The 24,881-nt window shown below is 48.8% G+C and carries 23 protein-coding genes and 1 pseudogene; 20 read left to right on the forward strand and 4 right to left on the reverse strand.

The genetic code is table 11. The features are described from left to right. Window positions 1-13 precede the first annotated feature (13 nt). The 3 genes from QZZ36_RS02050 to spoIID all read right to left on the reverse strand — a co-directional run bounded on the left by QZZ36_RS02050 (window position 14) and on the right by spoIID (window position 3,657). On the reverse strand, window positions 14-1,078 hold the full coding sequence (locus QZZ36_RS02050) for a mannose-1-phosphate guanylyltransferase (RefSeq protein ID WP_295075947.1): 1,065 nt from the start codon (window positions 1,076-1,078) through the stop codon (window positions 14-16). Then, window positions 1,075-2,460 (reverse strand): sugar transferase, encoded by a 1,386-nt coding sequence (locus tag QZZ36_RS02055; RefSeq protein WP_295075950.1) that lies wholly within the window; start codon window positions 2,458-2,460, stop codon window positions 1,075-1,077. Before QZZ36_RS02055 ends, QZZ36_RS02050 begins: the two co-directional genes overlap by 4 nt. A 177-nt stretch (window positions 2,461-2,637) precedes the next feature. Continuing rightward, window positions 2,638-3,657 (reverse strand): stage II sporulation protein D, encoded by a 1,020-nt coding sequence (gene spoIID, locus QZZ36_RS02060; protein WP_295075953.1) that lies wholly within the window; start codon window positions 3,655-3,657, stop codon window positions 2,638-2,640. Window positions 3,658-3,780: 123 nt separating this feature from the next. Between spoIID and QZZ36_RS02065 the strand changes: the two genes are divergently transcribed. The 11 genes from QZZ36_RS02065 to QZZ36_RS02115 all read left to right on the forward strand — a co-directional run bounded on the left by QZZ36_RS02065 (window position 3,781) and on the right by QZZ36_RS02115 (window position 14,777). Next, window positions 3,781-5,139 (forward strand): citrate synthase, encoded by a 1,359-nt coding sequence (locus QZZ36_RS02065; RefSeq protein ID WP_295075956.1) that lies wholly within the window; start codon window positions 3,781-3,783, stop codon window positions 5,137-5,139. 14 nt (window positions 5,140-5,153) lie between these two features. Further along, a complete protein-coding gene (locus QZZ36_RS02070) occupies window positions 5,154-6,494 on the forward strand; it encodes a hypothetical protein (RefSeq protein ID WP_295075958.1) in 1,341 nt (446 codons plus the stop codon). A gap of 55 nt (window positions 6,495-6,549) precedes the next feature. Next, window positions 6,550-7,251, forward strand: coding sequence for a response regulator transcription factor (locus tag QZZ36_RS02075; RefSeq protein WP_295075960.1), 702 nt, complete (start codon window positions 6,550-6,552; stop codon window positions 7,249-7,251). Then, the gene (locus QZZ36_RS02080; RefSeq protein ID WP_295075963.1) at window positions 7,251-8,654 is read left to right on the forward strand and encodes a HAMP domain-containing sensor histidine kinase; all 1,404 of its coding nucleotides are present in this window, start codon (window positions 7,251-7,253) and stop codon (window positions 8,652-8,654) included. Before QZZ36_RS02075 ends, QZZ36_RS02080 begins: the two co-directional genes overlap by 1 nt. A 35-nt stretch (window positions 8,655-8,689) precedes the next feature. After that, window positions 8,690-9,721 (forward strand): DUF1385 domain-containing protein, encoded by a 1,032-nt coding sequence (locus tag QZZ36_RS02085; protein ID WP_295075966.1) that lies wholly within the window; start codon window positions 8,690-8,692, stop codon window positions 9,719-9,721. Beyond that, window positions 9,715-10,563, forward strand: coding sequence for a peptide chain release factor N(5)-glutamine methyltransferase (gene prmC / locus QZZ36_RS02090; RefSeq protein ID WP_295075969.1), 849 nt, complete (start codon window positions 9,715-9,717; stop codon window positions 10,561-10,563). Before QZZ36_RS02085 ends, prmC begins: the two co-directional genes overlap by 7 nt. Window positions 10,564-10,626: 63 nt before the next feature. Beyond that, window positions 10,627-11,808 carry a recombinase RecA gene (recA, locus tag QZZ36_RS02095; protein WP_295075972.1) on the forward strand — a complete coding sequence of 394 codons (1,182 nt, stop codon included), beginning with the start codon at window positions 10,627-10,629 and terminating at the stop codon, window positions 11,806-11,808. Further along, window positions 11,808-12,449, forward strand: a complete 642-nt coding sequence (locus tag QZZ36_RS02100) for a RecX family transcriptional regulator (protein WP_295075974.1) — start codon at window positions 11,808-11,810, stop codon at window positions 12,447-12,449. Before recA ends, QZZ36_RS02100 begins: the two co-directional genes overlap by 1 nt. Before the next feature lies 1 nt (window position 12,450). Then, window positions 12,451-13,779, forward strand: coding sequence for a 30S ribosomal protein S12 methylthiotransferase RimO (rimO, locus tag QZZ36_RS02105; protein ID WP_295075977.1), 1,329 nt, complete (start codon window positions 12,451-12,453; stop codon window positions 13,777-13,779). Next, the gene (pgsA, locus tag QZZ36_RS02110) at window positions 13,779-14,363 is read left to right on the forward strand and encodes a CDP-diacylglycerol--glycerol-3-phosphate 3-phosphatidyltransferase (protein ID WP_295075980.1); all 585 of its coding nucleotides are present in this window, start codon (window positions 13,779-13,781) and stop codon (window positions 14,361-14,363) included. The genes rimO and pgsA overlap by 1 nt, the downstream gene beginning before the upstream one ends. Before the next feature lie 27 nt (window positions 14,364-14,390). Then, on the forward strand, window positions 14,391-14,777 hold the full coding sequence (locus QZZ36_RS02115) for a metal-dependent transcriptional regulator (RefSeq protein WP_295075983.1): 387 nt from the start codon (window positions 14,391-14,393) through the stop codon (window positions 14,775-14,777). A 129-nt stretch (window positions 14,778-14,906) separates the two neighbouring features. Here the strand turns inward: QZZ36_RS02115 and htpG are convergent, their stop codons facing one another. Continuing rightward, window positions 14,907-16,808 (reverse strand): molecular chaperone HtpG, encoded by a 1,902-nt coding sequence (gene htpG / locus QZZ36_RS02120; protein WP_295075986.1) that lies wholly within the window; start codon window positions 16,806-16,808, stop codon window positions 14,907-14,909. Window positions 16,809-17,414: 606 nt separating this feature from the next. On the opposite strand from htpG, the gene QZZ36_RS02125 reads away from it, so the two are divergent. The 9 genes and pseudogenes from QZZ36_RS02125 (at window position 17,415) to QZZ36_RS02165 (ending at window position 24,880) form a co-directional block, all read left to right on the forward strand. Next, complete coding sequence (locus tag QZZ36_RS02125) at window positions 17,415-17,792, forward strand: hypothetical protein (protein ID WP_295075989.1); 378 nt, start codon at window positions 17,415-17,417, stop codon at window positions 17,790-17,792. 69 nt (window positions 17,793-17,861) lie between these two features. Next, window positions 17,862-18,233: pseudogene (locus QZZ36_RS02130) on the forward strand (four helix bundle protein). Between the two features lie 49 nt (window positions 18,234-18,282). After that, on the forward strand, window positions 18,283-19,704 hold the full coding sequence (gene cysS, locus QZZ36_RS02135; protein ID WP_295075992.1) for a cysteine--tRNA ligase: 1,422 nt from the start codon (window positions 18,283-18,285) through the stop codon (window positions 19,702-19,704). Between the two features lie 151 nt (window positions 19,705-19,855). Next, window positions 19,856-20,641, forward strand: a complete 786-nt coding sequence (locus QZZ36_RS02140) for an MBL fold metallo-hydrolase (RefSeq protein ID WP_295075996.1) — start codon at window positions 19,856-19,858, stop codon at window positions 20,639-20,641. Continuing rightward, window positions 20,638-21,114: a 23S rRNA (pseudouridine(1915)-N(3))-methyltransferase RlmH gene (gene rlmH, locus QZZ36_RS02145; RefSeq protein ID WP_365685439.1), complete on the forward strand. Its 477-nt coding sequence runs from the start codon at window positions 20,638-20,640 to the stop codon at window positions 21,112-21,114. Before QZZ36_RS02140 ends, rlmH begins: the two co-directional genes overlap by 4 nt. A 212-nt stretch (window positions 21,115-21,326) precedes the next feature. Continuing rightward, the gene (locus QZZ36_RS02150; RefSeq protein ID WP_295076002.1) at window positions 21,327-22,097 is read left to right on the forward strand and encodes an ABC transporter permease; all 771 of its coding nucleotides are present in this window, start codon (window positions 21,327-21,329) and stop codon (window positions 22,095-22,097) included. After that, window positions 22,097-23,359, forward strand: a complete 1,263-nt coding sequence (locus tag QZZ36_RS02155) for an ABC transporter ATP-binding protein (protein ID WP_295076005.1) — start codon at window positions 22,097-22,099, stop codon at window positions 23,357-23,359. The genes QZZ36_RS02150 and QZZ36_RS02155 overlap by 1 nt, the downstream gene beginning before the upstream one ends. Continuing rightward, window positions 23,349-23,801: a hypothetical protein gene (locus tag QZZ36_RS02160; protein ID WP_295076008.1), complete on the forward strand. Its 453-nt coding sequence runs from the start codon at window positions 23,349-23,351 to the stop codon at window positions 23,799-23,801. The genes QZZ36_RS02155 and QZZ36_RS02160 overlap by 11 nt, the downstream gene beginning before the upstream one ends. After that, window positions 23,801-24,880, forward strand: a complete 1,080-nt coding sequence (locus QZZ36_RS02165; RefSeq protein ID WP_295076011.1) for a glycosyltransferase — start codon at window positions 23,801-23,803, stop codon at window positions 24,878-24,880. Before QZZ36_RS02160 ends, QZZ36_RS02165 begins: the two co-directional genes overlap by 1 nt. Window position 24,881 lies beyond the last annotated feature (1 nt).

A 24,881-nucleotide genomic window follows, 5' to 3' on the forward strand; every position in this document is an offset into this window, starting at 1 on the left:
TTCATGCCGCAGATCATACGAACTCGTTCCTGTTCTGTTCCTTGAGCTGTGCTATGACTTTTTTTACATCCTGTGTGTTGTTCTTTGAGCATACAAGAAGCACATCGTCCGTATCCACGATGATGATATCTCTTGTGCCCACAGCGGCGATCAGTCTTTTTCCGCCGCATACGGTCGTGCGCTGGGCATCGACTGTTATCACGTCGCCGTCGATGAAGTTGTTGTCGTTGTCGGTCTCGTTAATTCTCTCGACAGCGAGCCAGCTTCCCACATCGTCCCAGCCGAAGCTGCCGGGGATAGTATAGATGTGACTGGCTTTTTCCATTATTCCGAAGTCGATGGACTCACTTCTGAAGGCTGTGAATTCCTTAACGAGCACATCTGTGAAGTCAGGTGTTCCGAATGCCTGTCCTATATGCACTGCGCCCTCGTATATATCCGGCATGAATTCCTTTATATTATGCATTACCGAGGATATCTTCCACACGAACATACCGCTGTTCCAGAGGTAGCGTCCGGAGGCAAGATACTCCTTTGCTGTGGCAAGGTCCGGTTTCTCGACAAAGCGCTCCACAGCGTATACGTCGCCCTTTTCCTCGCCGAAGTTGATATAGCCGTAGCCTGTTTCGGGGTACTCAGGAGTTATTCCGATAGTTACGAGGCGCTTGCCCTTTTCGGCTGCCCTGACAGCCTTTTTGAGAGTGTTGATGTATATGTCCTCATAGCCGATGAGGTGGTCCGAGGGAAGCACGAGCATTATCGCGTCCTCGTACTTCCTGCTGATGACTGCTGCCGCAAAGGCTATGCACGGGGCGGTATTCCTTGCGCATGGCTCAAGGAGGACATTTTCCCTGGGTACTGCCGGGAGCTGTTCAAAAACGAGCTCCTTATAGGCTGCGTTGGTGACGATGTAGATATCGTCTGTTTCGACTATGGGAAGAAGACGTTTTACCGTCTTTTGTATCATGGTCTCGCCGTCCTTGGTCAGTGAGAGGAACTGCTTCGGACTTGCGTTGCGGCTTTTCGGCCAGAAACGCTCGCCTCTGCCTCCTGCCATGATAACTGCTGTGATCTTCATTTTGTATTTTCCTTTCTTTCGCTGTTCTTCGGCATTAAGAGGGCTTCCGCCGTTTCAGCGTTGTTTTTCGGCGGGAAGAACATTGTCTTTAGTGTCATAAGTATTATCTGAAGATCAAGACGTACCGAGTAATTTTCAATGTACATCAGATCCATTTTCAGCTTGTCGTAGGGAGTTGTATCATAAGCGCCGGTGACCTGCGCATAGCCTGTGAGACCTGCCTTGACTTTAAGTCTGAAGCCGAATTCCGGCATTTCCTCCTCGTATTCCTTTGTGAGCTCCGGACGTTCCGGTCTCGGACCTACAACGGACATATCTCCTTTGAGTATGTTGAGGAGCTGCGGGAATTCATCAATACGGAATTTCCTCAGGACTTTTCCGACGGGAGTTATACGGTCGTCCTCCTCGGTGGCAAGACGCGGTCTGCCGTCCTTTTCAGCGTCAACTATCATGCTGCGGAATTTGTATACGTCAAATTCCCTGCCGTTGAGGGTAAGGCGCTTCTGCTTGTAGAAAACGGGGCCGCGGTCGTAGAGCTTTACAGCGAGGGCTGATATGAGCATGAACGGTGCGGCAGGTATAAGCGCTATCACGGAAAAAATTATGTCGAAGGTGCGCTTTACAAGCTGCTGCTCGAAGTCCAGACCGTAATTGCGGCAGAGCATGAGAGGGGTATCGAACAGACGTATGTCGTCAGCACCTCTTATTATAATATCTGATATTTTTGGCGCTATATACGCGCGTCTGGAGTGGGCAAAGCAGAATTTGAGATAGTCGTTGCGCTGTTCTGCGGGAATGTCGCAGACGATAGCGCCCTCGTATTTCATTATAAGCTCCTTCACCTTTTCTTCCGGTTCGGCTATGCTGATGGATTCACATATCATGTACTTGTCCACGCGCTGACTCATTTTAAGCACGAGTGACGCGGCGCGGTGGCTTCCGTAGATTATGACCAGCTTTCTCGGTGGATATATCATGAAATATATCTTTCCCATAAAAAGCGTCCAGAGAGCTATCGCTCCCATGTCCACGCAGGACATATAGACTATCGGCATGACCGCCATGAAATGACGTCCGATAAGGCTTATCAGGAAGTAGCTGACGGTATTCACGCACAGCATGGATATCATCTGGGCATAGAACATATCCGTCTTTTTCAGGTAGCCCAGCTTGAAGCCGCCGTAGGCTCTGAAAAAGAGCCATACTATCAGGCAGTATATAGCGATGAGCACCCAGTTTCCTCGTCTGTAGTACGGAAGTACGATGACTTCGCTGTAGTTCCTGTACCATACAAAGGCGAATATGCCTGTTATCATGGCAAGCAGGAGCACTCCCGATACAAAGGTGACAAATCTTTTATACAGGTCTTTATTTTTGTTCATAATCCTTATCCGCCCGGTGCGGACACAGTCTCCTTCTGATTCATTTGTGTTTCGTTTCTTCTGTTGAGCCGCAACAAGCGGCACAAAGTTATTATAACAAATCGTCGGAGCTATGTCAATATGAATTGACATATTCGGCAAAAAATGAAAACCAAATATTGCGGTCTCAGCAGGGGCTCAGCTGCCGGTCACAGTGCAGCCGGGGTAATAATGTTCAATTATCTCGCGCCAGCTTTTTCCTGCGGCAGCCATTGCGTTTGCCCCGTACTGGCTCATGCCCACTCCGTGTCCGAAGCCCTTGGTGGTAATGACTGCTCCGCTGCTGTCTGCGGCATATTCAAAGCTTGCCGAGCGCAGTCCGAGAGCGTCGCGGAGCTCTCCGCCTGTGACCGTCATATTCCCGACGGAAGCCGTAAGCACCGTGCCCGGATCGGATGTGGTCAGTACCTCTATCCATTTTTTTATGTCATCTCCGAGAACTATCCCCGGAAATGCTGCTTCGAGGGCGGCCTTCAGCTCCTCCTGCGTGTACTCCTTCTTTTCGCGGAAATGCGGAGCTGTCAGGTCGGAGCGGCTGTCGACCTCCACAAGATAATCAACGGAAGCACCCCAGACGTTTTCAGCGCTTTCTGTAAACCCCGGTGACATGGAGTGGAAAGCAGCTATTATGGGAGCGTCCTCGTATGTGATTATGAAGGGCAGCACCTCATCGGCGGCAGCGGCGATCTTGGTGTAATTTTCACTGAATTTTTCACCGAAGCATTCCTTTGCCTTCTCCTTTGTGAAAAAGCCCTGATACTTTGCGGTATCGTTGGAAAAGTCCGCGCCTCTGAGCTCTGCCGTGGGGGAGCTCCTCTCGCTTATGCGGCGGCGCTCGGCGTAGGTATGAGCTGCGACAGCCTGTGCTTTCAGGGCTTCCTCGCCGAAATCCGCAGGCATTTCCGCGCATACCGCTCCTATGACGTAGTCGCGGACAGGCACTTCCATGACCTCGCCGCTCTCGACGTCCAGCACCTTGTAGGGCTCGCCGGAAAACACCGTCTTTTTGCTTACTTTATCATCGTCAAAGCGGAACTCCTTCAGCTGTATCGTCCCGCCGGCGGAAACATCGTTTTTTCCGGATATACAGACGGGAACAGCAGGTATGACAGTTACGGATACTATCAGCAGCAGTGCTGCGGCAATTGCTTTTTTCATACTTGTCCTCCATTCGGAACACCGGCTTGTTTACTGCTGTTTCTTTAATAAGAAATAATGTTTGACATTAAACAAGATATGGTGTATAATTAATAATGAATATGTTTTAGGAGAGTGATCAGGATGCCGTCATATATTTCGGGCGCCAATATTACAGATTTATGCAGCAAGCTTGCTGAAAATACCGTCATAGATCAGAATCTTTATGAAAAGTATCACATCAAGAGAGGACTCCGCAACAGCGACGGTACCGGCGTAATGGCGGGTATTACAAACATATGCAATGTTCACGGATATGTTATTAACGAGGGCGAAAGGGAACCTATCCCCGGACAGCTCATATACAGAGGCTATAACGTAAACGACCTTGTGGAGAATGTTGAACAGGACGACCGCTTCGGTTACGAGGAGACCGCTTTCCTTCTCCTCTTCGGTCATCTGCCGAATGAGAAGGAGCTCAAGACTTTCAGCTCCTACATCTCCGTAAAAAGAGACCTCCCCAACGGTTTCGTTGAGGATATGATACTCAAGGCTCCGTCAAAGAATATCATGAACAAGCTGGCGCGTTCTGTGCTGGCTCTGTATTCCTACGACGACGAGTGCGAGAACAAGGGCCTTGAAAACGAAATGCGCACAGCGGTGAGCCTTATCGCAAAAATGCCTGTAATCATGGCAAACGCCTATCAGGTAAAGCGCAGGGTATTCGACAACCAGAGCATGATAATGCATCCCATAAATTACGAGGAAAACACGGCGCAGTGCATACTCTCGCTGCTCCGTCCCGACAGGAAGTACACCAAGGAAGAGGCTCAGATGCTCGACCGTCTGCTCATGCTCCAGGCAGAGCACGGCGGCGGAAACAACTCGACTTTTACCTGCCGGGTACTCACTTCGTCGGGAACTGACCCCTATTCCGCTTATTCGTCGGCTATATGCTCACTGAAGGGACCGCGCCACGGCGGTGCCAACCTCCAGGTGATAAATATGCTCGACAACTTCAAGGCGAATATAAAGAACTGGGAAGACGAGGGCGAGGTCGCGGACTATATGCGCAAGACCATACTAAAGGAGACCAATGACCATTCAGGTCTTATCTACGGTATGGGCCATGCGGTATACACCATATCCGACCCCCGTGCCGTTATCCTGAAGAAAAAGGCTTTCGAGCTCGCAAAGGGCAAGGACATAGAAGCAGAGTTCCGCCTACTTGAAACTATCGAGAGACTTACTCCCGAAGTGTTCAGAGAGATGAAGGGCAGCTGCAAGGTAATGTGCGCAAATGTTGATATGTATTCCGGACTTGTTTACAGAATGCTCGGTATCCCTGATGAGCTCTTTACTCCGCTTTTCGCTATCGCGCGTATGGCAGGCTGGGCTGCTCACCGCATGGAGGAGATACTCACGGGCGGAAGGATAATAAGACCCGCCTACAAGGCCATAGCAAAGGAAAAGGAATACATAAAGCTCTCTGAGCGCGAATGACCTTTACAGGATATATGAAAAAAATTTCAGCGATTATCACAGCCCTCTCAACGGGGGCTGCGCTTACGGGCTGTACCTTCGGTGCAAGCATAGACACGCTCATGACTCCTCCAAAGCTCAGTGTCGAGCAGGAACAGATATATTCAAAACTGACCGACCCGACAGGAGCTTCAACGATAAGCCTCAAATATCCGAAATCGGGCAAATATCTCTCCGCCTTCATAATCGAGGATATCGATGACGACGGCGGCAATGAAGCTATCGTGTTCTATGAGAGGAAAAACCATGCGGCAGACGAGAATCCGCTGCGTATAAACGTCCTCGACAAAGAGGGCGATGAGTGGAAATCGGTCTATGACACGGCGGCGGAAGGCAGCGAGATCGAAGAGGTCATAATCTCAAAGCTCGGCTCAAACAAAAGGACGAACATCATCGTCGGAACAAGTATCATAAACCGTTCCGAGAAGAATGTTTCCATATACAACTACTCAAACGGAGAACTGATGAAGCAGATATTCGATGCTCCCGCTTCGTCGGATGAACCTTATTCTTACATAGGCGTAAAGGATCTCGATTCCGACGGACAAAACGAGTTCCTGAGGTTTACGGGAGCGTCCAACGGCACTCCTGCCACGGCTAATGTGTATACTCTCGACAAGAACGGCAATTTCAACAACGCTTCCATCGGGCTGAGTGAGAACTTCGGTGATTTCACGATAAACTACGGCAGGCTGCCTGACGGGAATACCGGTATATACATCGACGCTGTGTCCGGAACGGGAACTATCCAGTCGGACGTGGTGTATATGCAGGACGGCTCGCTGCAAAGGTTCTTCAGCACTCCTGAAGAGGCTTCCGTGACTGAAAGATCAGCCGGCTGCACCTGCTTTGACGTGGACGGCGACGGCAGCATAGAGATACCGGTGCAGAAAGCAGCTCCGGGATATGAATATTACGACGACAGCGAAAAGCTGAAGCTGACAGAGTGGATGAAGATAAACAGCGATATGAAGCTGCAGAGGTGCTATGTATCCTATTACAGCCTTAATGACGGATATATCTTCATTTTCCCCGACAGGTGGGTGGGAAAGGTAACTCTGAAGACTGATCTCATAAACGACGAGATCGTTTTCTGCGCCTATGACAAAAAGATCATCGGAAGAGACCTTATGAACATTTTCTGCGCCGAGGACGCTCCTTCATGTGAGGACAGGCTAATGGGAGAATATATGCTGATGCATACAAAAGGCGATTCGTCTTACCTTGCGTATATCCCCAATAACACCGGCACTGACGGCGACGGTCTTTCCATAACGGCGGGAGAAGCTGCCATAGGCTTCAGGACAAGAGACTGATATTACCCGGTCTGAATGCCTACCGGGAAATAATACATAAAGGAGTGATACTCTCATGAAACGTATTCTTATATGCGAGGACGAGGATACAATACGTGAATTCGTTGTAATAAACCTCAAGCGTGCAGGCTATGACGTAGTCGATGTAAGCTGCGGCGAGGACGCGCTCAAGACCTTTGAGGCAGAGCACGGGAATTTCGATATCGTCCTGCTCGATATAATGATGCCTGGTATAGACGGTTTCACAGTCTGCAAGAAGATACGTGAAAAAAGCTCTACCATCGGAATAATCATGCTTACTGCAAGGACACAGGAAATGGACAAGGTCAGCGGTCTTATGATAGGCGCGGACGATTATATCACCAAACCTTTCTCACCGTCAGAGCTTACCGCCCGTGTTGACGCTATCTACAGGCGGGTATGCATGAGCTTCATCAAGAGCGAGAAACAGTCCGTCATAGAGAGCGGTCCCTTCGTGCTTAACCTGAAAAGCCGCACCGTCACAAAGGACGGCAATCCTATAGAGCTTACACAGGTAGAGTACCAGATACTTGAGTTCTTCATGAACAACAAGAATACCGCTCTTGACCGTGCGAGCATCCTCAACCATATATGGGGCGAGAGCTACTACGGCGACGATAAGATAGTAGACGTCAATATAAGACGTATCCGTATGAAAATAGAGGAGGAACCCTCCAACCCCAAATATATCATCACTATATGGGGCTACGGATATAAGTGGAATGACGGACAGTAATGGCTAAACACAGTATCACCAAGCGCTGGATATTCAACAATCTCGGCGTTGTCGTGCTTGCTATTCTCGTCATTGATATGGCCATAATCTATGCTGTGCAGAATTATTTCTACAGCAATGCGAAGCAGTACCTTATATCAAAGCTGAATGCCGTAACGAGCGTGCTGAGTATCCATTCTCAGGACAGCTCGTCGAATTTCTCGGCTGAAATGAGAAAAATGCTTGAGACCTTCAACGAGAAGGACAAGATAGAGCTGATGGCGATAAACTCAAAGGGAAGAGTTGTTCTGACTTCTTCGGGATTTTCGCCGGACGCAGGCGATCCTATGCCGGATTACGATAAAGCCCTCAGCAAAAGCGAGGGTGACCAGGTGTACAGACTGAACAGAGGCGAAAAGATCCTTGCGGTATCTGTGCCGATAGACTCCATGAGCAGCGAGTACAGCGCCGTCAGAATGGTGACGTCCCTTGAAAAGATAGACGATACCATAAAGAATTACGCCATCGCGATAACCATCGTCTGCCTTGTGATAATACTCATAATCGTGATGACAGGTCTGTATTTCGCAGGCTCGATCGTCAGACCGATACGGCAGATAAGCGGTATAGCGCGTAAGTATGCTATGGGCGACTTCTCCAGACGTATCGAGAACGACAGCGACGACGAGATAGGCGACCTCTGTACGGCTATAAACAATATGGCTGACGAGCTCTCCGCCACAGAGGCGATGAAGAACGAGTTCATATCTTCGGTATCACATGAGCTGAGAACTCCCCTTACTGCCATAAAGGGCTGGGCGGAGACGCTCATGATAGACGGCGGAGGCAGTCCCGACACAATGAAGAAGGGCGTAGGAGTAATCGTCAACGAGACTGAGCGCCTTTCACAGATGGTAGAGGAGCTCCTTGACTTCTCCCGTATGCAGAACGGTCACTTCACTCTCCAGAATGCGAATATGGATATCCTCGCAGAGCTCGGTGACGCTGTGCTGATATACAGCGACAAGGCAAGGCGTGAGGAAAAGGAGATAATCTACAACGAGCCTGAGATGCTCCCCTTCGTGTACGGAGACAAGAACCGCATACGTCAGGTGTTCATCAATGTCATAGACAATGCGGTAAAGTATTCCTCGGCAGGAGATACCGTTACCATAATGGCTTATGAAAAAGGCGGCAGCGTCGTTGTCATGGTGACCGACACCGGCTGCGGAATAAAGGAATCAGACCTTTCAAAAGTTAAGACCAAGTTCTACAAGGCGAACCACACGCGCCGCGGCTCAGGTATAGGACTTGCCGTTGCAGATGAGATAATAACCATGCACGGCGGCACTATGGATGTTACCAGCGAGGGCGAGGGAAAGGGTACAACAGTTATCATCACCCTTCCTGCGGTAAAGCCGTAAGGCGGACAGAATACTGAATTCAATAAGGTGAAAACATGGAAAAAAACGATAATACACAGGAAAAATTCAAATCAAAGATAGGCGGTCAGGCTCTCATAGAGGGCATAATGATGCTGGGACCTACAAAGGGCGCAATGGCTTGCAGGCTCCCCGACGGTACTGTTGACCTGGAGACATGGGACGAGAATAACGGAAAGAACGCCCCGTGGTACAGGAAAGTTCCGCTGGTAAGAGGCTGTACGGGCTTTGTCATATCCCTTGTCAAAGGCTATAAGTACATGATGAAGTCTGCGGAAAAGCAGATGCCTGAGGACGAGGAGGACGGAAAGGAAAAGAAAAATAAGAAAACGGCTGATACCGACACCGCGCCTGCAATAGCCGGCGATGCTGCGGTCAGTGCCGGCAGTACAGCTGCTGAAGCTGTTCCCGAAAAGAAAAAGGAAGGCTCAGGATATGATATATTCATGTACCTCGGCATACTCCTCGGAGTAGTAATGGCTCTGGGACTTTTTGTCATGCTCCCCAAGTGGATAGTGGGACTTATCCCCTCCGTAAAGGAGAATCGCTTCCTGCGCTCTCTCCTTGAGGGCGTTGTGAAGATAGTCCTTTTCGTTGTATATATGTACCTTACAAGTCTAATGAAGGATATACGCAGACAGTTCATGTATCACGGCGCAGAGCACAAGACCATTGCCTGCCATGAGGCGGAGCTCCCGCTCACAGTTGAGAATATCCGCAAGCAGAGCCGCTTCCACAAGCGCTGCGGCACCAGCTTCATATTCATAGTTCTTATCGTAAGTATATTCGTGATGTGCTTCGTGCCTTTCACGGTAACATGGCAGCGTATAGTTGCTTCACTGGTGCTGCTGCCGCTTGTTGTGGGTATCTCCTACGAGTTTATACGCCTTGCGGGAAATAACGACAACCTCTTCACACGTATCCTTTCCGCTCCCGGACTCGCAATGCAGCGCATAACCACTCGTGAGCCCGACGACAGTATGATAGAGATAGCGATAGCAGCTATGACTCCCTGTATCCCTCAGGACAAGGAGGAGGACAGGTGGTAAGCCGCGGCGAGCTTTTTGCAAAATGCCGCGGGCTCATAGCCCTGCGTGACGAGGAGTCCGCGGACTTTGACACCGCCTGTATATTTCAGGATATGCTGGGGGAGAAGTTCCCCATGTTCGCTCCGAAGGAGCCTGTTCCCGATGAGAAGGCTGCGGAGATACTTTCTCTTGCAAAGCGCCGTTCCGAGGGCTATCCCCTGCAGTATCTGCTGGGACAGTGGGAGTTCTGGGGCTGCAATTTCAAGGTGGGCGAGGGTGTTCTCATACCCCGTCCCGATACGGAAACTCTTGTGGAGCAGATACTCGATATATGTCGCAGGGAAAAGCTTACAGCGCCCAAGATAGCCGATCTTTGCAGCGGCAGCGGCTGTATAGCCGTAGCGCTGAAAAAGGAGCTCCCCCAAGCGGAGGTATACGCCGTGGAACTGTCTGAAAAGGCTCTGTACTATCTGAGACAGAACACAGAGCTAAACGGCTGCGGCGATATAAAAATAATAAGCGGCGATGTGCTGAGAAGTGAAACTGCCCGTCAGATAACGGGACTTGATATACTTGTGAGCAATCCCCCTTACCTTACCTCGCAGGACATGAGTGAGCTCATGACAGAGGTGAGATACGAGCCTGAATCGGCGCTTTTCGGCGGCAAGGACGGTCTCGACTTCTACAGAGCCATGACAAGGCTGTGGAAAGCTTCCATAAAGAACGGCGGATATATCGTATATGAGTTCGGTCTCGGTCAGCATGACGCCGTAAAGGATATACTCGAAAAAAACGGTTTCGCCGACGTTGAGCTTCGGCGTGACGGCGGGGGAATAATCAGAACAGCCGCCGCCGTGAATTGATTTTTAGGTTTTTCAGGAATTTTAAAGCTTAATATATTATAATACAGTACGGAGGAAATACCAATGGCAAAAAAGGAACTTGCTAAAAAGCCTACAGTTGTCAGAGTTACAGCCGTAGAGGACAAGAAAGCCGCTCTTGACGGCGCTCTCAAGCAGATAGAAAAGAAGTACGGCGCAGGCGCGGTAATGCGCCTCGGACAGACAAAGACCCTGAATGTTGACGCTATCCCCACTGGTTCCATGACTCTCGATATGGCGCTTGGTATAGGCGGCGTTCCGAGAGGACGTATCGTTGAGATATACGGCCCTGAGAGCTCCGGTAAGACCACAGTTGCGCTGTCTATCGTGGCTCAGGCACAGAAGGCAGGCGGAGAAGCCGCGTTCATAGACGTTGAGCACGCTCTCGACCCTGTTTACGCAAAGGCTCTTGGAGTAAATATCGACAATCTTCTCGTTTCGCAGCCTGACAGCGGCGAACAGGCTCTCGAAATAGCTGAGGCTCTTATCCGTTCGGGCGCTATCGATGTAATAGTTCTCGACTCTATCGCCGCTATGACCACCCGTGCCGAGATAGACGGCGAAATGGGTGATCTCCATGTAGGTCAGCTGGCGAGACTTATGTCACAGGCTATGAGAAAGCTCACAGCGGCTATATCAAAGTCCAACTGTGTTGCTATATTCATCAATCAGATACGCGAAAAGATAGGCGTTATGTACGGAAATCCCGAAACTACTCCCGGCGGTCGTGCGCTGAAGTTCTATTCATCGGTGCGTATCGAGGTAAGAAAGGGCGAGGTGCTGAAATCCGGTACTGATGTTATTGGTGCAAGCACACGCTGCAAGATAGTAAAGAACAAGGTAGCTCCTCCTTTCAAGGAGTGCGAATTCGACCTTATGTACGGCAGCGGAATCTCCCGTACAGGTGAGGTGCTCGACCTTGCCGTAGACCTTGACATCATCAAGAAGGGCGGCTCGTGGTTCAGCTACAAGGATCAGAAGCTTGGACAGGGACGTGATAACGTAAAGGAGCTGCTCCAGAACGACGAAAAGCTCATGAAGGAGATTGAGGAGCAGATACTGGCAAGAAAGGACGAGCTGAACGCTTCTGTTGCAAAGAAGAGCAAGCCCGCGGCAGCTCCGGCTGCTGAAAAGCCTGCGGCTGAGAGCGGAGAAGGCGCTTCAGACGAGGACGTTCTTGCAAGCTTTGACGAGAACTTTGAGGAGTTCACGCCGGCTGAGGAATAATGAAGATAATATCCGTTGCGCGGTACAAGGGCTCGACCTACGAAGCGGAACTTGACGACGGGCGGAAGCTCTATCTCCATGCCGATATAATCACTGATTTCGGTATACGTCCCGGTATGGAGACAGACAGGGAGACCCTGAAAAAGATTGTCTACGCTTCCAACTTCCGCAGAGCCTATCAGCGGGCTCTTTACTTGCTGGACTACAGAGACTATACTTATTCGGAAATGTTCGGAAAGCTCATTGAGAACTATAAAAGCGAGCCGCTTTGCACTGCGGTCATGAAAAGACTCACTGAGCACGGCTTCATAGATGATGTGCGATACGCTGAGCGTATGGCGCGAAAGCTCGTTGAGGTAAAGCGCTTCGGCTCACGCCGCTGCAAGAGAGAGCTCATGCAGAAGGGTATAAGCGAATATATCGCAGAGGACGCTCTCGCCCCCTACAGCGATACCTTCGGGAAGAACCTTATGGAGCTGCTGAAAACCAAGCATTCCCGATACCTTACAGACCGTGAGGACAGAAAAACAATAGAAAAGGTCAAAAGCGCACTTGTGCGGTACGGCTATGATTTTACAGAGATAAACCGCGCCGTTAAGGAGTATTTTGAATGTGCGGACGATCTTGAGGAGGAAAACTGATATGGCGATCAAGGTGGGCATGGTGTCCCTTGGCTGCTCGAAAAATCTTGTTGACTCTGAGCGTATGCTCTACAAGCTCAGGAGCCACGGCTACAAGCTTGTGACAGAGCCGGGGCTTGCCGATGTGGCAGTCGTCAATACCTGCGGCTTCATAAAGGCCGCAAAGGAAGAAGCTATAGAAACTATCCTTGAACTGGGAAAGCTCAAGGAGGAGGGCAGTCTCAAAAAGATTATCATAACAGGCTGTCTTGTGGAAAGGTACAAGGAGGAGGCTGCGGCGCAGTTCCCCGAAGCGGACGCCGTTATAGGCATAGGTGACACAAAGGATATAGTCGATATCCTCGACCACGTTCTTGCGGACGAGCGCGTCGTGCGCTTTGCTCCCAAGCTTGACGCGGAGCTCTGCGGAGAGAGGATAATATCCACCCTGCCATTCTTTACTTACCTTAAAGTCGCGGAGGGCTGTTCGAACTGCTGCACCTACTGCGCTATACCCATGATAAGGGGGAAATTCCGCAGCGTCCCTATGGAAAAGCTCATAGAGGAAGCGAGATTCCTTGCTGACAACGGCGTTACGGAGCTTGTGGTCATCGCACAGGATACGGCTCAGTACGGAAAGGATCTCTACGGCGAGCCGAAACTGGCGGAGCTTCTCACAGAGCTGTGCAAAATAGACGGTCTCCGCTGGATACGCACCCTTTACTGCTATCCGGAGCGCATAACCGACGAGCTTCTTGACGTTATCGCCCGTGAGGAAAAGCTTGTAAAGTACCTTGAGGTACCGATACAGCACTGCAGCGGGGATATACTTTCAAGCATGAACCGCTGGGGCGATGCCGAAAAGCTGGAGGCGCTGTTTGCGCATATACGCGAAAAGATACCGGGAGTTGTACTCAGGACTACGCTTATTACAGGCTTTCCCGGTGAGACTGAGGAGCAGTTCGAGGAGCTGGCTGAATTCGTGAAGAGAGTACGCTTTGACAGACTGGGCTGCTTTGCTTATTCACGTGAGGAGGGCACCAAGGCTTACGATATGCCTGGTCAGGTTGACGAGGAAACTGCCGCCCACCGCGCGGATATCATAATGGAGCAGCAGATGCTCATCAGCTGCGAGAACAACGAAAAGCTCATGGGCGAAGAGCTTGAAGCTGTTGTTGAAGGCTTTGACAAGTTCGGTGAGTGCTGGTTCGGAAGGACGCGGCTCGACGCTCCCGATATTGACGGAAAAGTATTCTTTACTTCGGAAAAACCGCTTGAGATCGGAGATCATGTAAGAATAAGGATCACTGATACACTTGATTATGACCTGATAGGAGAGGTGATAAAATAATGAATCTGCCAAATAAGCTGACTCTTCTGAGAGTTCTTCTTATACCGTTTTTCCTTTTGTTCATGTATATAAACGTGCCTTTTCACTATGCGATCGCCCTCATTATCTTTGCAGCTGCTTCCATAACGGACGCTCTTGACGGAAAGATAGCAAGATCGAGAAACCTCGTTACCAACTTCGGTAAATTCCTCGATCCCCTTGCGGACAAGGTGCTCGTAATAGCTGCGCTGGCGGTATTTGTAGAGCTTGCAGAGGTGAATATGGGTGCTGTACCCTTCATCATCATAACCGCAAGAGAGTTCATGGTATCAGGACTCAGGCTCCTTGCCGCAAACAGCGGTATAGTTGTTGCAGCCGGTATATGGGGCAAGCTGAAGACTGCCTTTACTATGGTGGCTATAATAGCTATACTGTTCTGGCTCAGTCTGTGCTTTGATTTCGGTATAGACTTCCCCGACGCGTTCAGAAATGCTGTGGACAATGTGATAATCCCTGCGCTTATATGGATATCTGCGGGTCTTACAGTAATTTCAGGTGCTGTATACCTGAAGGGTTACTGGAATCTCATCGACTCTGACAAGTAAGAAATGTCTCTTTGAAAGGAGAATATAATGAAACACTGTGCAGGTCAGATAAAGTATCTGGCAGCAATAAAGGAACTGTCCGAAAAAGAGGAATGTGTACGCTGTGTAAGCATAGCGCGGCACCTTGGAGTTTCAAGGCCAAGCGTAAGCAAAATGCTCAGGTGTCTCGCCAACTGCGGACTGGTATATGAGGACTTCTGCAACAGCGTCGTTCTCACTCCTGAGGGTGAGGAGACCGTGGAAAGGCTGTTCTCGTCATTTGACGAGGTATATGCGTTCTTCCACAGGTTTTTGAAGCTCCCCCGTGAGGAAGCTCATGAGCAGGCGATAAAGTTCATAACGGAATTTCCGCAGGATACCTGCGAGCGTGTGAAAGTGCTCATAAAGCGGACTCTGAAGAAAAAAGGAACATAAATTCAAGTTAGATACTTATGTATAAGACAAGCCCCTAAGCAATTGATGCTTCGGGGCTTGTTTATTTTTGTAGGGGACGATGCCTAACAGGCACTCGCCCCTGCAGAAATCATATTTTTACAGCATTTATTACATAAGCTCGCAGATAAGGTTCGAGAACTCGACGGGATTCTCAATGCTCATGCCTTCGATAAGAAGAGCCTGATCGTAGAGCAGCTGTGCGTACTTGCCCAGCTTTTCCTTGTCGCCGCCCTCGCTGAGAGCTTTAAGTTTGCCGAATATCTCATGGTCGGGATTGATCTCCAGAACTCTCTGCGCGTGTACCTTCTGATCTGTAGGCATGGAGTTGAGGACCTTCTCCATTTCAAGGGATATCTCGCCCTCGCTTGTAAGGCATACGGGGTGGGATTTAAGTCTCTGTGAGATAGCCACCTTTGTTACCTTGCCGTTCAGCGCTTCCTGAAGCTCTTTGAGAAGGTCTGCGCTCTCCTCCTCTTTAGCCTTGAGCTCTTCCTTCTTTTCAGGTGAGTCAAGTCCCAGGTCGTCAGCGGATACCGACTTGAATTCCTTATCCTTGTACTTCATCAGCGACTTTACAGCGAACTCGTCGATATTGTCCGTCAGGTAAAGTATCTCGAAGCCGTTGTCCTTTACCAGCTCTGTCTGAGGGAGCTGCTCGATACGTGCTGCGCTCTCGCCTGTAGCGTAGTAGATGTACTTCTGATCCTCACGCATACCTGTAACGTACTCGTCAAGAGTTACAAGCTTCTGCTCGTTGGAAGAAGTGAACAGGAGAAGATCCTGAAGCTTTTCCTTATTCATGCCGAAGTCGCTGTAGATACCGTATTTCAGCTGCAAGCCGAATGCCTTCCAGAATTCCTCGTACTTCTCACGCTCGTTCTTGAGCATCTTTTTCAGCTCGCTGCTGACAGTCTTTTCGATGCTCTTTGCGATCACTTTCAGCTGTCTGTCGTGCTGGAGCATCTCACGGGAGATATTCAGCGAAAGGTCCTCACTGTCAACAAGCCCCTTTACGAAGCTGAAATAATCGGGGAGAAGGTCTGCGCACTTGTCCATGATGAGTACGCCGTTTGAGTAGAGCTGCAAGCCCTTTTCGTATTCCTTTGAGTAGTAGTCAAATGGAGCCTTTGACGGTATATAAAGCAGTGCGTTGTAGGCAGGCATTTCGTTGCTGACGTGTGAATATTTCAGAGGAGCATTGTAATCGAAGAACTTCTCGGTATAGAAGTGCTTGTAGTCCTCCTCCTTCAGCTCGTTCCTGTTCTTTTTCCAGAGGGGAGTCATGCTGTTGAGAGTTTCAACCTCGATGTAGTCCTCATACTCAACAGGGAAGTTCTTCTCCTTTTCCTCTTCTGTCTGCTCCTTGGGACGGCTGTGGGATACCTCCATCTTGATAGGGAAGCGGATATAGTCAGAGTATTTGGAAACGAGGGACTTTATCCTGTACTGGTCGAGAAACTCGCCGTAGTTCTCGTCCTCTGTATCGTCAAGCATTTCGAGGATTATCTCTGTGCCGGCGTTCTTTTTTTCGTCCTCGGTAATGGTATAGCCGTCAATGCCCTCGGACTCCCAGCGGTAAGCCTTGTCACTTCCGTAAGCCTTGGATATGACGGTGACTTTCTTTGCTACCATGAATGCCGAGTAGAAGCCTACACCGAACTGTCCGATTATCTGATTGTCCTCTTCCAGCTTGTTCTCGTTCTTGAACTTGAAGGAGCCGCTGTTTGCGATAGTACCGAGGTTGTTTTCAAGCTCCTCCTCGGTCATGCCGATACCGTTGTCGGTAATTTTAAGGGTGCGGCTGTCCTTGTCAGCGGATATCCATATTGCGAAATCGTCTTTATTCAGTCCTACCTTGTCATCGGTGAGGGATTTGAAATACAGCTTATCAATAGCGTCGCTTGCATTGGAGATAAGCTCACGGAGAAATATCTCCTTATGAGTATAGATCGAGTGGATCATCATATCGAGCAGTCTTTTGGATTCTGCTTTGAACTGTTTGGTTTCCATTAAAAACATCTCCGTAGTAAATTGATTAGCACTCTATCTCGTAGAGTGCTAAAACAAGTATATAACTTTTACGGGGGTAAAGTCAAGGGGAAGAGGAAATGTTTACAATTTGTTCATATTTAAAAAGCGACGCTCCGTCTTGACAAATCCCGGTGCTTTGGTATATAATAGTTTTTAGAGCTTAGAGCTTAGAGCTTAGAGCTTAGAGCTTAGAGCTTAGAGCTTAGAGCTTAGAGCTTAGAGCTTAGAGCTTAGACTCAGCTTTTTTGTATACAACTAAATTCTAAGATCTTGGTTCTAAGGTCTTAGTTCTGATAAAGGCGTAGCAGTCAGAGTAGCTTTTCTGCGGACTTTCAGAGAGTGTGCGGGTGGTGTGAGCACACAGTCGGGATAAGTGAAGTGCGGCTGTCAGCTCCGGCAGTGAAGCGGTATGTGTGTATCTGCCGGCGTTTCGTCCGCGTTAAGGATATGATGAGTAAAAACGGAGTGGAAACGTGCTTTTGCGCCTCCGAGGGTCAGCCCTCGGAGGCTTTGTTTTTATGTCCTGACAACATAAAAAATGTGTGATATAGTTTCATTTCTTTATTTGTAAAAAGGAGGACGGAGATGAATATAATAAAGTATCCCTCAGACGAGGCGGTAAACGAAGCTGTAAAGAACGACAGCAGATTCCTTGCGGCTGTCAGCCTTGACGGAAGCATGGCTTATGTGGGAGCGGCTGACGACGCAGGAGACCATATCGCTCTCCTTGAAAGCTTCGGCGAGGAAAGTCCCTCTGGCTTTTTCAGGCTCAGCTTCGACAGTCTTACTGCCGACTGGATATTCTCATGTCCGCGGAGCTATAAGGGAATAGCTGAAGAAAAGGAGCGCATGGGAGCTTACTATCATGACGGACTTCGCATACTTCCGGAGTTCCTTGTGATGTTCGGCTATTTCTCAAAGCTGAAAATAAAAAATCCGCCCCCTGAGATATGGGAGTTCTGATTCAGTTGAGAGTTGAGAATTGAGAGTTGAAAGTTTTTAATTCTTAATTCGGAAAGCTGTGAGGAAGATATGAGTGATAGCATTGTAGGCGAAAAAAGTTTTAAATTTGCTGTAAGAGTAATTAATTTGTATAAATTCCTTTTGGAAAAGAAAGAGTATGTTTTATCTCAACAGGTGCTGAGAAGCGGAACGAGCATCGGCGCAAATATAAGTTAAGCGTTAGAAGCGCAAAGCGGCAGGGATTTTATTTCTAAAATGGGAATAGCTCTGAAGGAGTCGGCAGAAACGATATATTGGCTTCGGCTTCTGCGTGAAACAGATTACATAAATGAGATACAGTTTGAATTAATGCACAGAGATGTTCACGAAATAAAACTGATTATTTCATCAATAATAAAAACCAAAAAAGAGAATATGAAGAAAATGAGCAATGGGAAATAACTCTCCACTCTCAATTCTCAACTCTCAACTTTATATAGGAGGAAGAAAAATGCAGTTATATAATTCACTGTCACATAAGAAAGAGGAGTTCGTACCTCATACTGAGGGAAAAGTCAATATGTATACCTGCGGACCGACCGTGTACCACTTTGCGCACATTGGTAATCTCAGAAGCTACATCATGGAGGACGTTCTTGAAAAATACCTGCGCTTCATCGGCTACGATGTGAACCGTGTCATGAACATCACAGACGTGGGACATCTTACCAGCGACGGCGACACCGGCGACGACAAGATGCTCAAGGGCGCCAAGCGCGAGCACAAGACAGTAATGGAGATTGCTAAGTTCTATACAGACGCATTCTTTGAGGACTGCAAAAAACTCAACGTCAGAAAGCCCGATACTGTAGTTCCGGCAACTACCTATATAGACGAGTTTATCCGCGTTATCAGCACCCTTATGGAAAAGGGCTACGCTTACGAAGCAGGCGGAAATATCTATTTCGATACCTCAAGGCTTGAAAAGTATTATGTTTTCAACGATTTCAACGAGGAAGACCTTGCAGTAGGCGTCCGTGAGGGTGTTGAGGCTGACGAGAACAAGCGCAACAAGGCAGACTTCGTGCTCTGGTTCACCAAGTCCAAATTTGACGACCAGGAGCTGAAATGGGACAGCCCGTGGGGCGTAGGCTATCCGGGCTGGCATATCGAGTGCTCGTGCATAAGCATGAAGAACAACGGCGAGTACCTCGATATCCACTGCGGCGGAATCGACAACGCTTTCCCTCACCATACCAACGAGATAGCGCAGTCTGAGGCTTACCTCGGACATAAGTGGTGCAATTACTGGTTCCATGTGCTCCACCTCAATACAAACAGCGGCAAGATGAGCAAGAGCAAGGGAGAGTTCCTGACGGTATCGCTTCTTGAGGAAAAGGGCTACAAGCCTGTGGTATACCGTTTCTTCTGCCTGCAGTCTCACTACAGGAAGTCGCTGGTATTCTCATGGGAGAACCTTGACAACGCTGTGGTAGCATACAATAAGCTCACAGAGAAGATAGCTCCACTTACAAAGGAGAGCGGCGGAGATATCGACAAGGCTGAGTACGACCGCCTTATGGGAGCTTTCAACGAGGCTCTCGGAAACGATATCAATACCGCTATGGGTATCACTGTTATATATGACGTTCTGAAATCAAAGGCAAATGCGGCTACAAAGCTTGCACTTATAAACGAATTCGACAAGGTCATGGGACTTGACCTTATCGCAAACGCCAAGGAAGCGGCAAATCCTGTAGGTGACGGCGTCCTCGACGTCCCGAATGAAGTTATGGAGCTTGTTGAACAGCGTCAGGCTGCACGTAAGGAAAAGAACTTCGCACTGGCTGACGAGCTCCGCGATAAGATAGCGGCTCTCGGTTATGAGGTCAAGGAAACAAGACAGGGCACGGAGATCAATAAAATAAGTTGAGAGTTGAAAGTGGAGAGTTGAGAGTTAATGTGTTTGCTGTGTTCACGTTATTTAAATAATATCGCCGCAAGCGACACCAAAACTGTCAACTCTCAACTATAAGCTTTGCGCTTATAAGCATAATAATGATCAAAAAGAACGGAGAATCCCAATGGCAAGACTCTATCCCCTTTTCAGTTCCAGCAAGGGCAATTCCACATTTATCGGCACTGAAAAGGGCGGTATCCTTATAGACTGCGGCGTCAGCTTCAAACGGCTCTCGGAAGCCCTTGAAGTGAATAATATACCGCTGAGCGCGGTCCAGGGCGTGTTCATAACCCATGAGCACACCGATCACATCGCAGGCCTGACTATGCTCACAAAAAAGACGGGTATGCCGGTGTACGGACAGAAACGCACTCTGCAAAGGCTCTGCGACGGTAATAAGATAGCGGTGAATTCGCCTGTTATCGACATAAACGGCAAGACTATAAGCTGCGGCGGCAGCGAGGTGAGCTGCTTTGATACTCCCCACGACGCCATACAGAGCTGCGGCTATCGCATACATACCTCTGACGACAAATACTGTGCGATATGCACCGACCTCGGTCACGTTACCCCTGAGGTGGACGAAGCTCTTACAGGCTGCCGCATGGTGCTGATAGAAGCAAATTACGATGACTATATGCTGCGCAGAGGTCCCTATCCGCTGTACCTGAAAGAGCGTATCCTTTCGCAGAACGGTCATCTCTCCAACGACGACTGCGCTGTGCAGGTGGGCAGGCTCATAGAGCGGGGAACTACACATTTCCTTCTCGGACATCTCAGTCAGGACAACAACCGTCCCGATATTGCCGACGGAACTGTACAGAGAAGCCTTGAAAGATTCGCAAGAGGAAGGGACTATCTCCTCGGAGTAGCTCCTGTTGAAACACAGGGAGGAGCGGTGATATTCTGATGAATATAAATCTGATAGTCATAGGAAAACTGAAAGAGGATTATCTCCGCAGCGCCTGCGGGGAATACATCAAGAGACTGGGGAGATACTGCACATTCGAGCTCCGTGAGCTGGACGAGTGCCGCCTCAGTGACGACCCGTCGGAGAAGGAGATAGCGACCGCACTGAAAAAGGAAGCGGAGCAGATAAAGAAGTACGCAAGGGGCATGATAGTCCCCATGTGCATCGAAGGAAAGCAGCTGACAAGTCCCGAACTTTCGGAGAAGATAAGCTCAGCCGGAGTGAGCGGGCAGAGCACCGTCACTTTCATTATCGGCAGCTCCTTCGGACTTGACCCGGAGATAAAGGCAATGGGAACTCTCAAACTCTCAATGTCGAAGATGACCTTTCCGCACCAGCTTGCGAGGGTAATGCTCCTTGAGCAGATATACCGCGCGTTCCAGATAGCGGAGGGCGGAAAGTACCATAAATGATAGTTGATATGCAGGGGCGGTGACTGCATTGCTCCGGATTGAATATGTTATTTAAAAAAGCGGACAAAACTGTCCGTTTTTTGCATTATATGGCAGAACGGCAGCTTTTTACTTGACAGCATAAATGGCTTGTGATATAATTAAAAGATACTATGGAATTTTATGCGCTTTTGGCGGAAAGTACCGCTTATCAGCGCTTTAAGGAGCGTTAAATGAGTACGATAAAAGAGCTGTACGCATACAGGCAAATGATATTCAGCCTTGTGAAAAAGGATCTGCGCGGACGCTACAAGGGCTCTGTCCTCGGCTTTCTGTGGACCTTCATCAATCCTCTTTTTCAGCTGATAGTCTATACGATAGTTTTCACACATATACTCCCGAACAATAATGTGGATAAGTATTACCTTTATCTGTTCGTTGCGCTGATACCGTGGATATTCTTCTCCTCTGCCATAACAACCGGAGCAGCTTCCGTTCTGGCACAGAAGGACCTCGTGAAGAAGATATACTTTCCCAGAATGGTAATCCCCATATCCTATGTGACCAGCTGTTTCGTGAATATGCTGCTGAGCTTCATAGTGGTATTCGCGGTCATAATCGTAACGGGAACAGGCTTCAATTTTCTTGCGCTGCTTACGCTTCCTGTTATCATGCTGGTCGAATATCTCTTTGCTCTGGGAATGTCCCTGCTGACCTCTGCTGTCACAGTTTATTTCAGAGACCTGGAGCATATCCTCGGCATTGTGGCTATGGGTTGGATGTATCTTACTCCTATCGTGTATCAGGTGCCTCCGGGATATGAAAAGTATTTCGATCTCAATCCTATGACGCATATAATCGAATGCTACAGGACCGTGCTGTACGAAAAGCAGGTGCCTGACCTATCAACCCTTCTTCTGGCGGCAGGACTGGGAGTATTCTTCCTTATATTCGGCACAATGGTATTCAACAAGCTTCAAAGGCATTTTGCGGAGGAACTCTGATGGCAGGAAATGAAATTGCGATAGAAGTCAAAGACGTGACCAAGAGCTTCAAGGTATATCTTGACAAGGGTTCACAGTTGAAGGAAAGGCTTCTCTTCTTCAAAAGGAACAAATATGAGGAGCGAAAGGTGCTCAGAGGGATCAGCTTTAAGGTGAACAAGGGCGAGGCTATCGGTCTTATCGGCAGGAACGGCTGCGGAAAGAGCACGACCCTGAAACTGCTGACAAGGATAATGTATCCCGATTCGGGAACTATAAAGATGAACGGTAGAGTATCGAGCCTTATCGAGCTCGGAGCAGGCTTTCACCCGGATATGAGCGGCAGGGAGAACATCTACACCAACGCTTCCATATTCGGACTTACCAGAAAAGAAATTGACGCGAGATTACAGGATATAATCGACTTCTCGGAGCTCGCAAGCTTTATAGACAATCCTGTCCGCACCTATTCATCGGGAATGTATATGCGCCTTGCCTTTTCCGTAGCAATAAATGTTGACGCTGATATACTCCTCATTGATGAGATACTTGCGGTTGGCGACGCCAATTTTCAGGCGAAATGCTTTGCCAAGCTCAAAGAGATAAAGGCTCAGGGAGCGACAATAGTTATAGTTTCACATTCACTCGGTCAGATAGAGCAGATATGCGACCGCTCGATATGGATATACGACGGCCTTATTCGCGCTGAGGGCGACCCAAAAGAAGTAGACCTTGAATACCTTGACTTCATGAGCCGTGAGATGCAGAAGAACATGAACAGCGGCAATGTAACGGGTGCCTGTGAGACAGAACGTCACGGCAACGGCAATGCGCGTATCGAAAAGGTATCATCTTTCAGTGCCGAAGGAGAAGAACAGTCTGTTTTCCGCACGGGCGACAGGATAGTTTTCAGGATAGGCTACAGCGTGAAGAAAAAGGTGGAGGACGCTGTTTTCGGACTAGGCGTATTCAACAGCAAGGGCATATCCTGCTACGGCACCAATACGAGGATAGACCGCTTTGATATATTTGACATTTCAAAGGACGGAACAGTAGAGATAGTTCTGGAAGACGTACCTCTTCTTCCTGATGTGTATACCCTTGATTTTACAATAGAATGCGGCGACGGAATACCTGTTGATTACTGCCGCCATATATACAAGATAGAGATACTGTCGAGCGTCGGAGATGTGGGTGTCGCAAGGATAAAACACAGCTTCGGGCTTGACGATAATACAGACTGGAAAAAAAGTAACCGAAAGGACACGGAAAATGGACAATAGTATAAATATAGAGCAGATAATGGCTGACATAAGAAGGGAGATAAAGGAAAAAGGACTTACTTCGGATATGCTCAGCTTTGATGATATTCCCTATAAGAAGACCGCTCAGGGCGGCTCTCCCGCGGAAGCCATAGACTATGTTACTTCTCACTACTATGTGCAGCCATATCAGGAGTTCAAGGGCAATCCCGTGAAGGTATTCTTCAAGAAGGCTCTGCGCAAGATAATGAGATTCTATGTGGATCCTATAGTTATGGAGCAGAACGACTTCAACGCCAACACTGCCATAGCCGTAAAAGCAATATCAGAGGACAAGTCAAAGGATATGTGCAACAGGGTCGAGACCCTTGAAATAGTAAACAAAGAGCTTGCAAAGCGCCTTGAAAAGCTGGAGCGTGAGAACGCGGAGCTCCGCAGCATGATAACAAAGGAGCAGGCATAATGCGCGTAGTACAGCTCCTTCCCACCCTCTCATTCGGCGACGCTATAGGCAATGACACTATCGCTCTTAAAGGCGTTATCAGCGAGATGGGATATTCCACTGATATATACGCTGAGAATATCGACAAGCGGCTGCCCGGCGGTCTTGCGAAAAAAGTTGACAAGCTCCGTGATCTGAAAAAGGACGACGTCCTTATATACCACAAGTCTACCGGCACAGACCTTACCTTCAAGCTCGAAAAGTATAAGTGCCGCAGGATAATGGTGTATCACAATATCACGCCGGCTGAGTTTTTCCGCTCCTACAGCGTACCTGCCACACAGCTCACGGAGCTCGGCTACAAGGGCGTTGAGTTCCTCAGGGATAAAGTGGACTATGTACTGGCGGTATCGGCGTACAATAAGTCCGAGCTGCTGAAAATGGGTTATACCTGCCCTATAGATATCAGACCGATACTTATAAAGTTTGATGACTACAGGCAGGCTCCTGATGAAGCTGTGATAAAAAAATACAGCGACGGAAAGAAGAATATTATCTTTGTGGGACGTATCGCTCCGAATAAGAAACAGGAAAACGTCATAAGGGCATTTTACAGCTACAAGAAGCTCAATCCGGAATCAAGGCTGATACTTGTTGGCTCTGCCAGGGGCATGGAAAACTACCGTGACCGTCTTGCGAAGTACGCAAGGGCTCTCGGTATAGGCGATGACGTTGTCTTTCCGGGACATATAAAGTTCAGCGAGATACTTGCGTATTATCACCTTGCCGACGCATTCGTGTGCATGAGCGAGCATGAGGGCTTCTGCGTACCGCTGGTGGAAGCGATGTTTTTCGATGTCCCTATAATCGCTTATGATACAAGTGCAATATCAGATACCCTCGGCGGCAGCGGAGTGCTCCTTGACAGCAATGACCCCGTATACGCGGCGGCTGTTATGGACAGGGTGCTCACGGACGACAAGCTCCGGGAGAGTATAATCGCAGGTCAGCGCAGACGTCTTGAGGACTTCTCCTATGAGAACGTCAGGGCTGTATTCGAGAGGGAGCTCAGGGACTTCATAGACGGCAGAAAAGGATAAG

Source organism: Ruminococcus sp., from assembly GCF_016287535.1.
Classification (GTDB): Bacteria; Bacillota; Clostridia; order Oscillospirales; family Ruminococcaceae; genus Ruminococcus.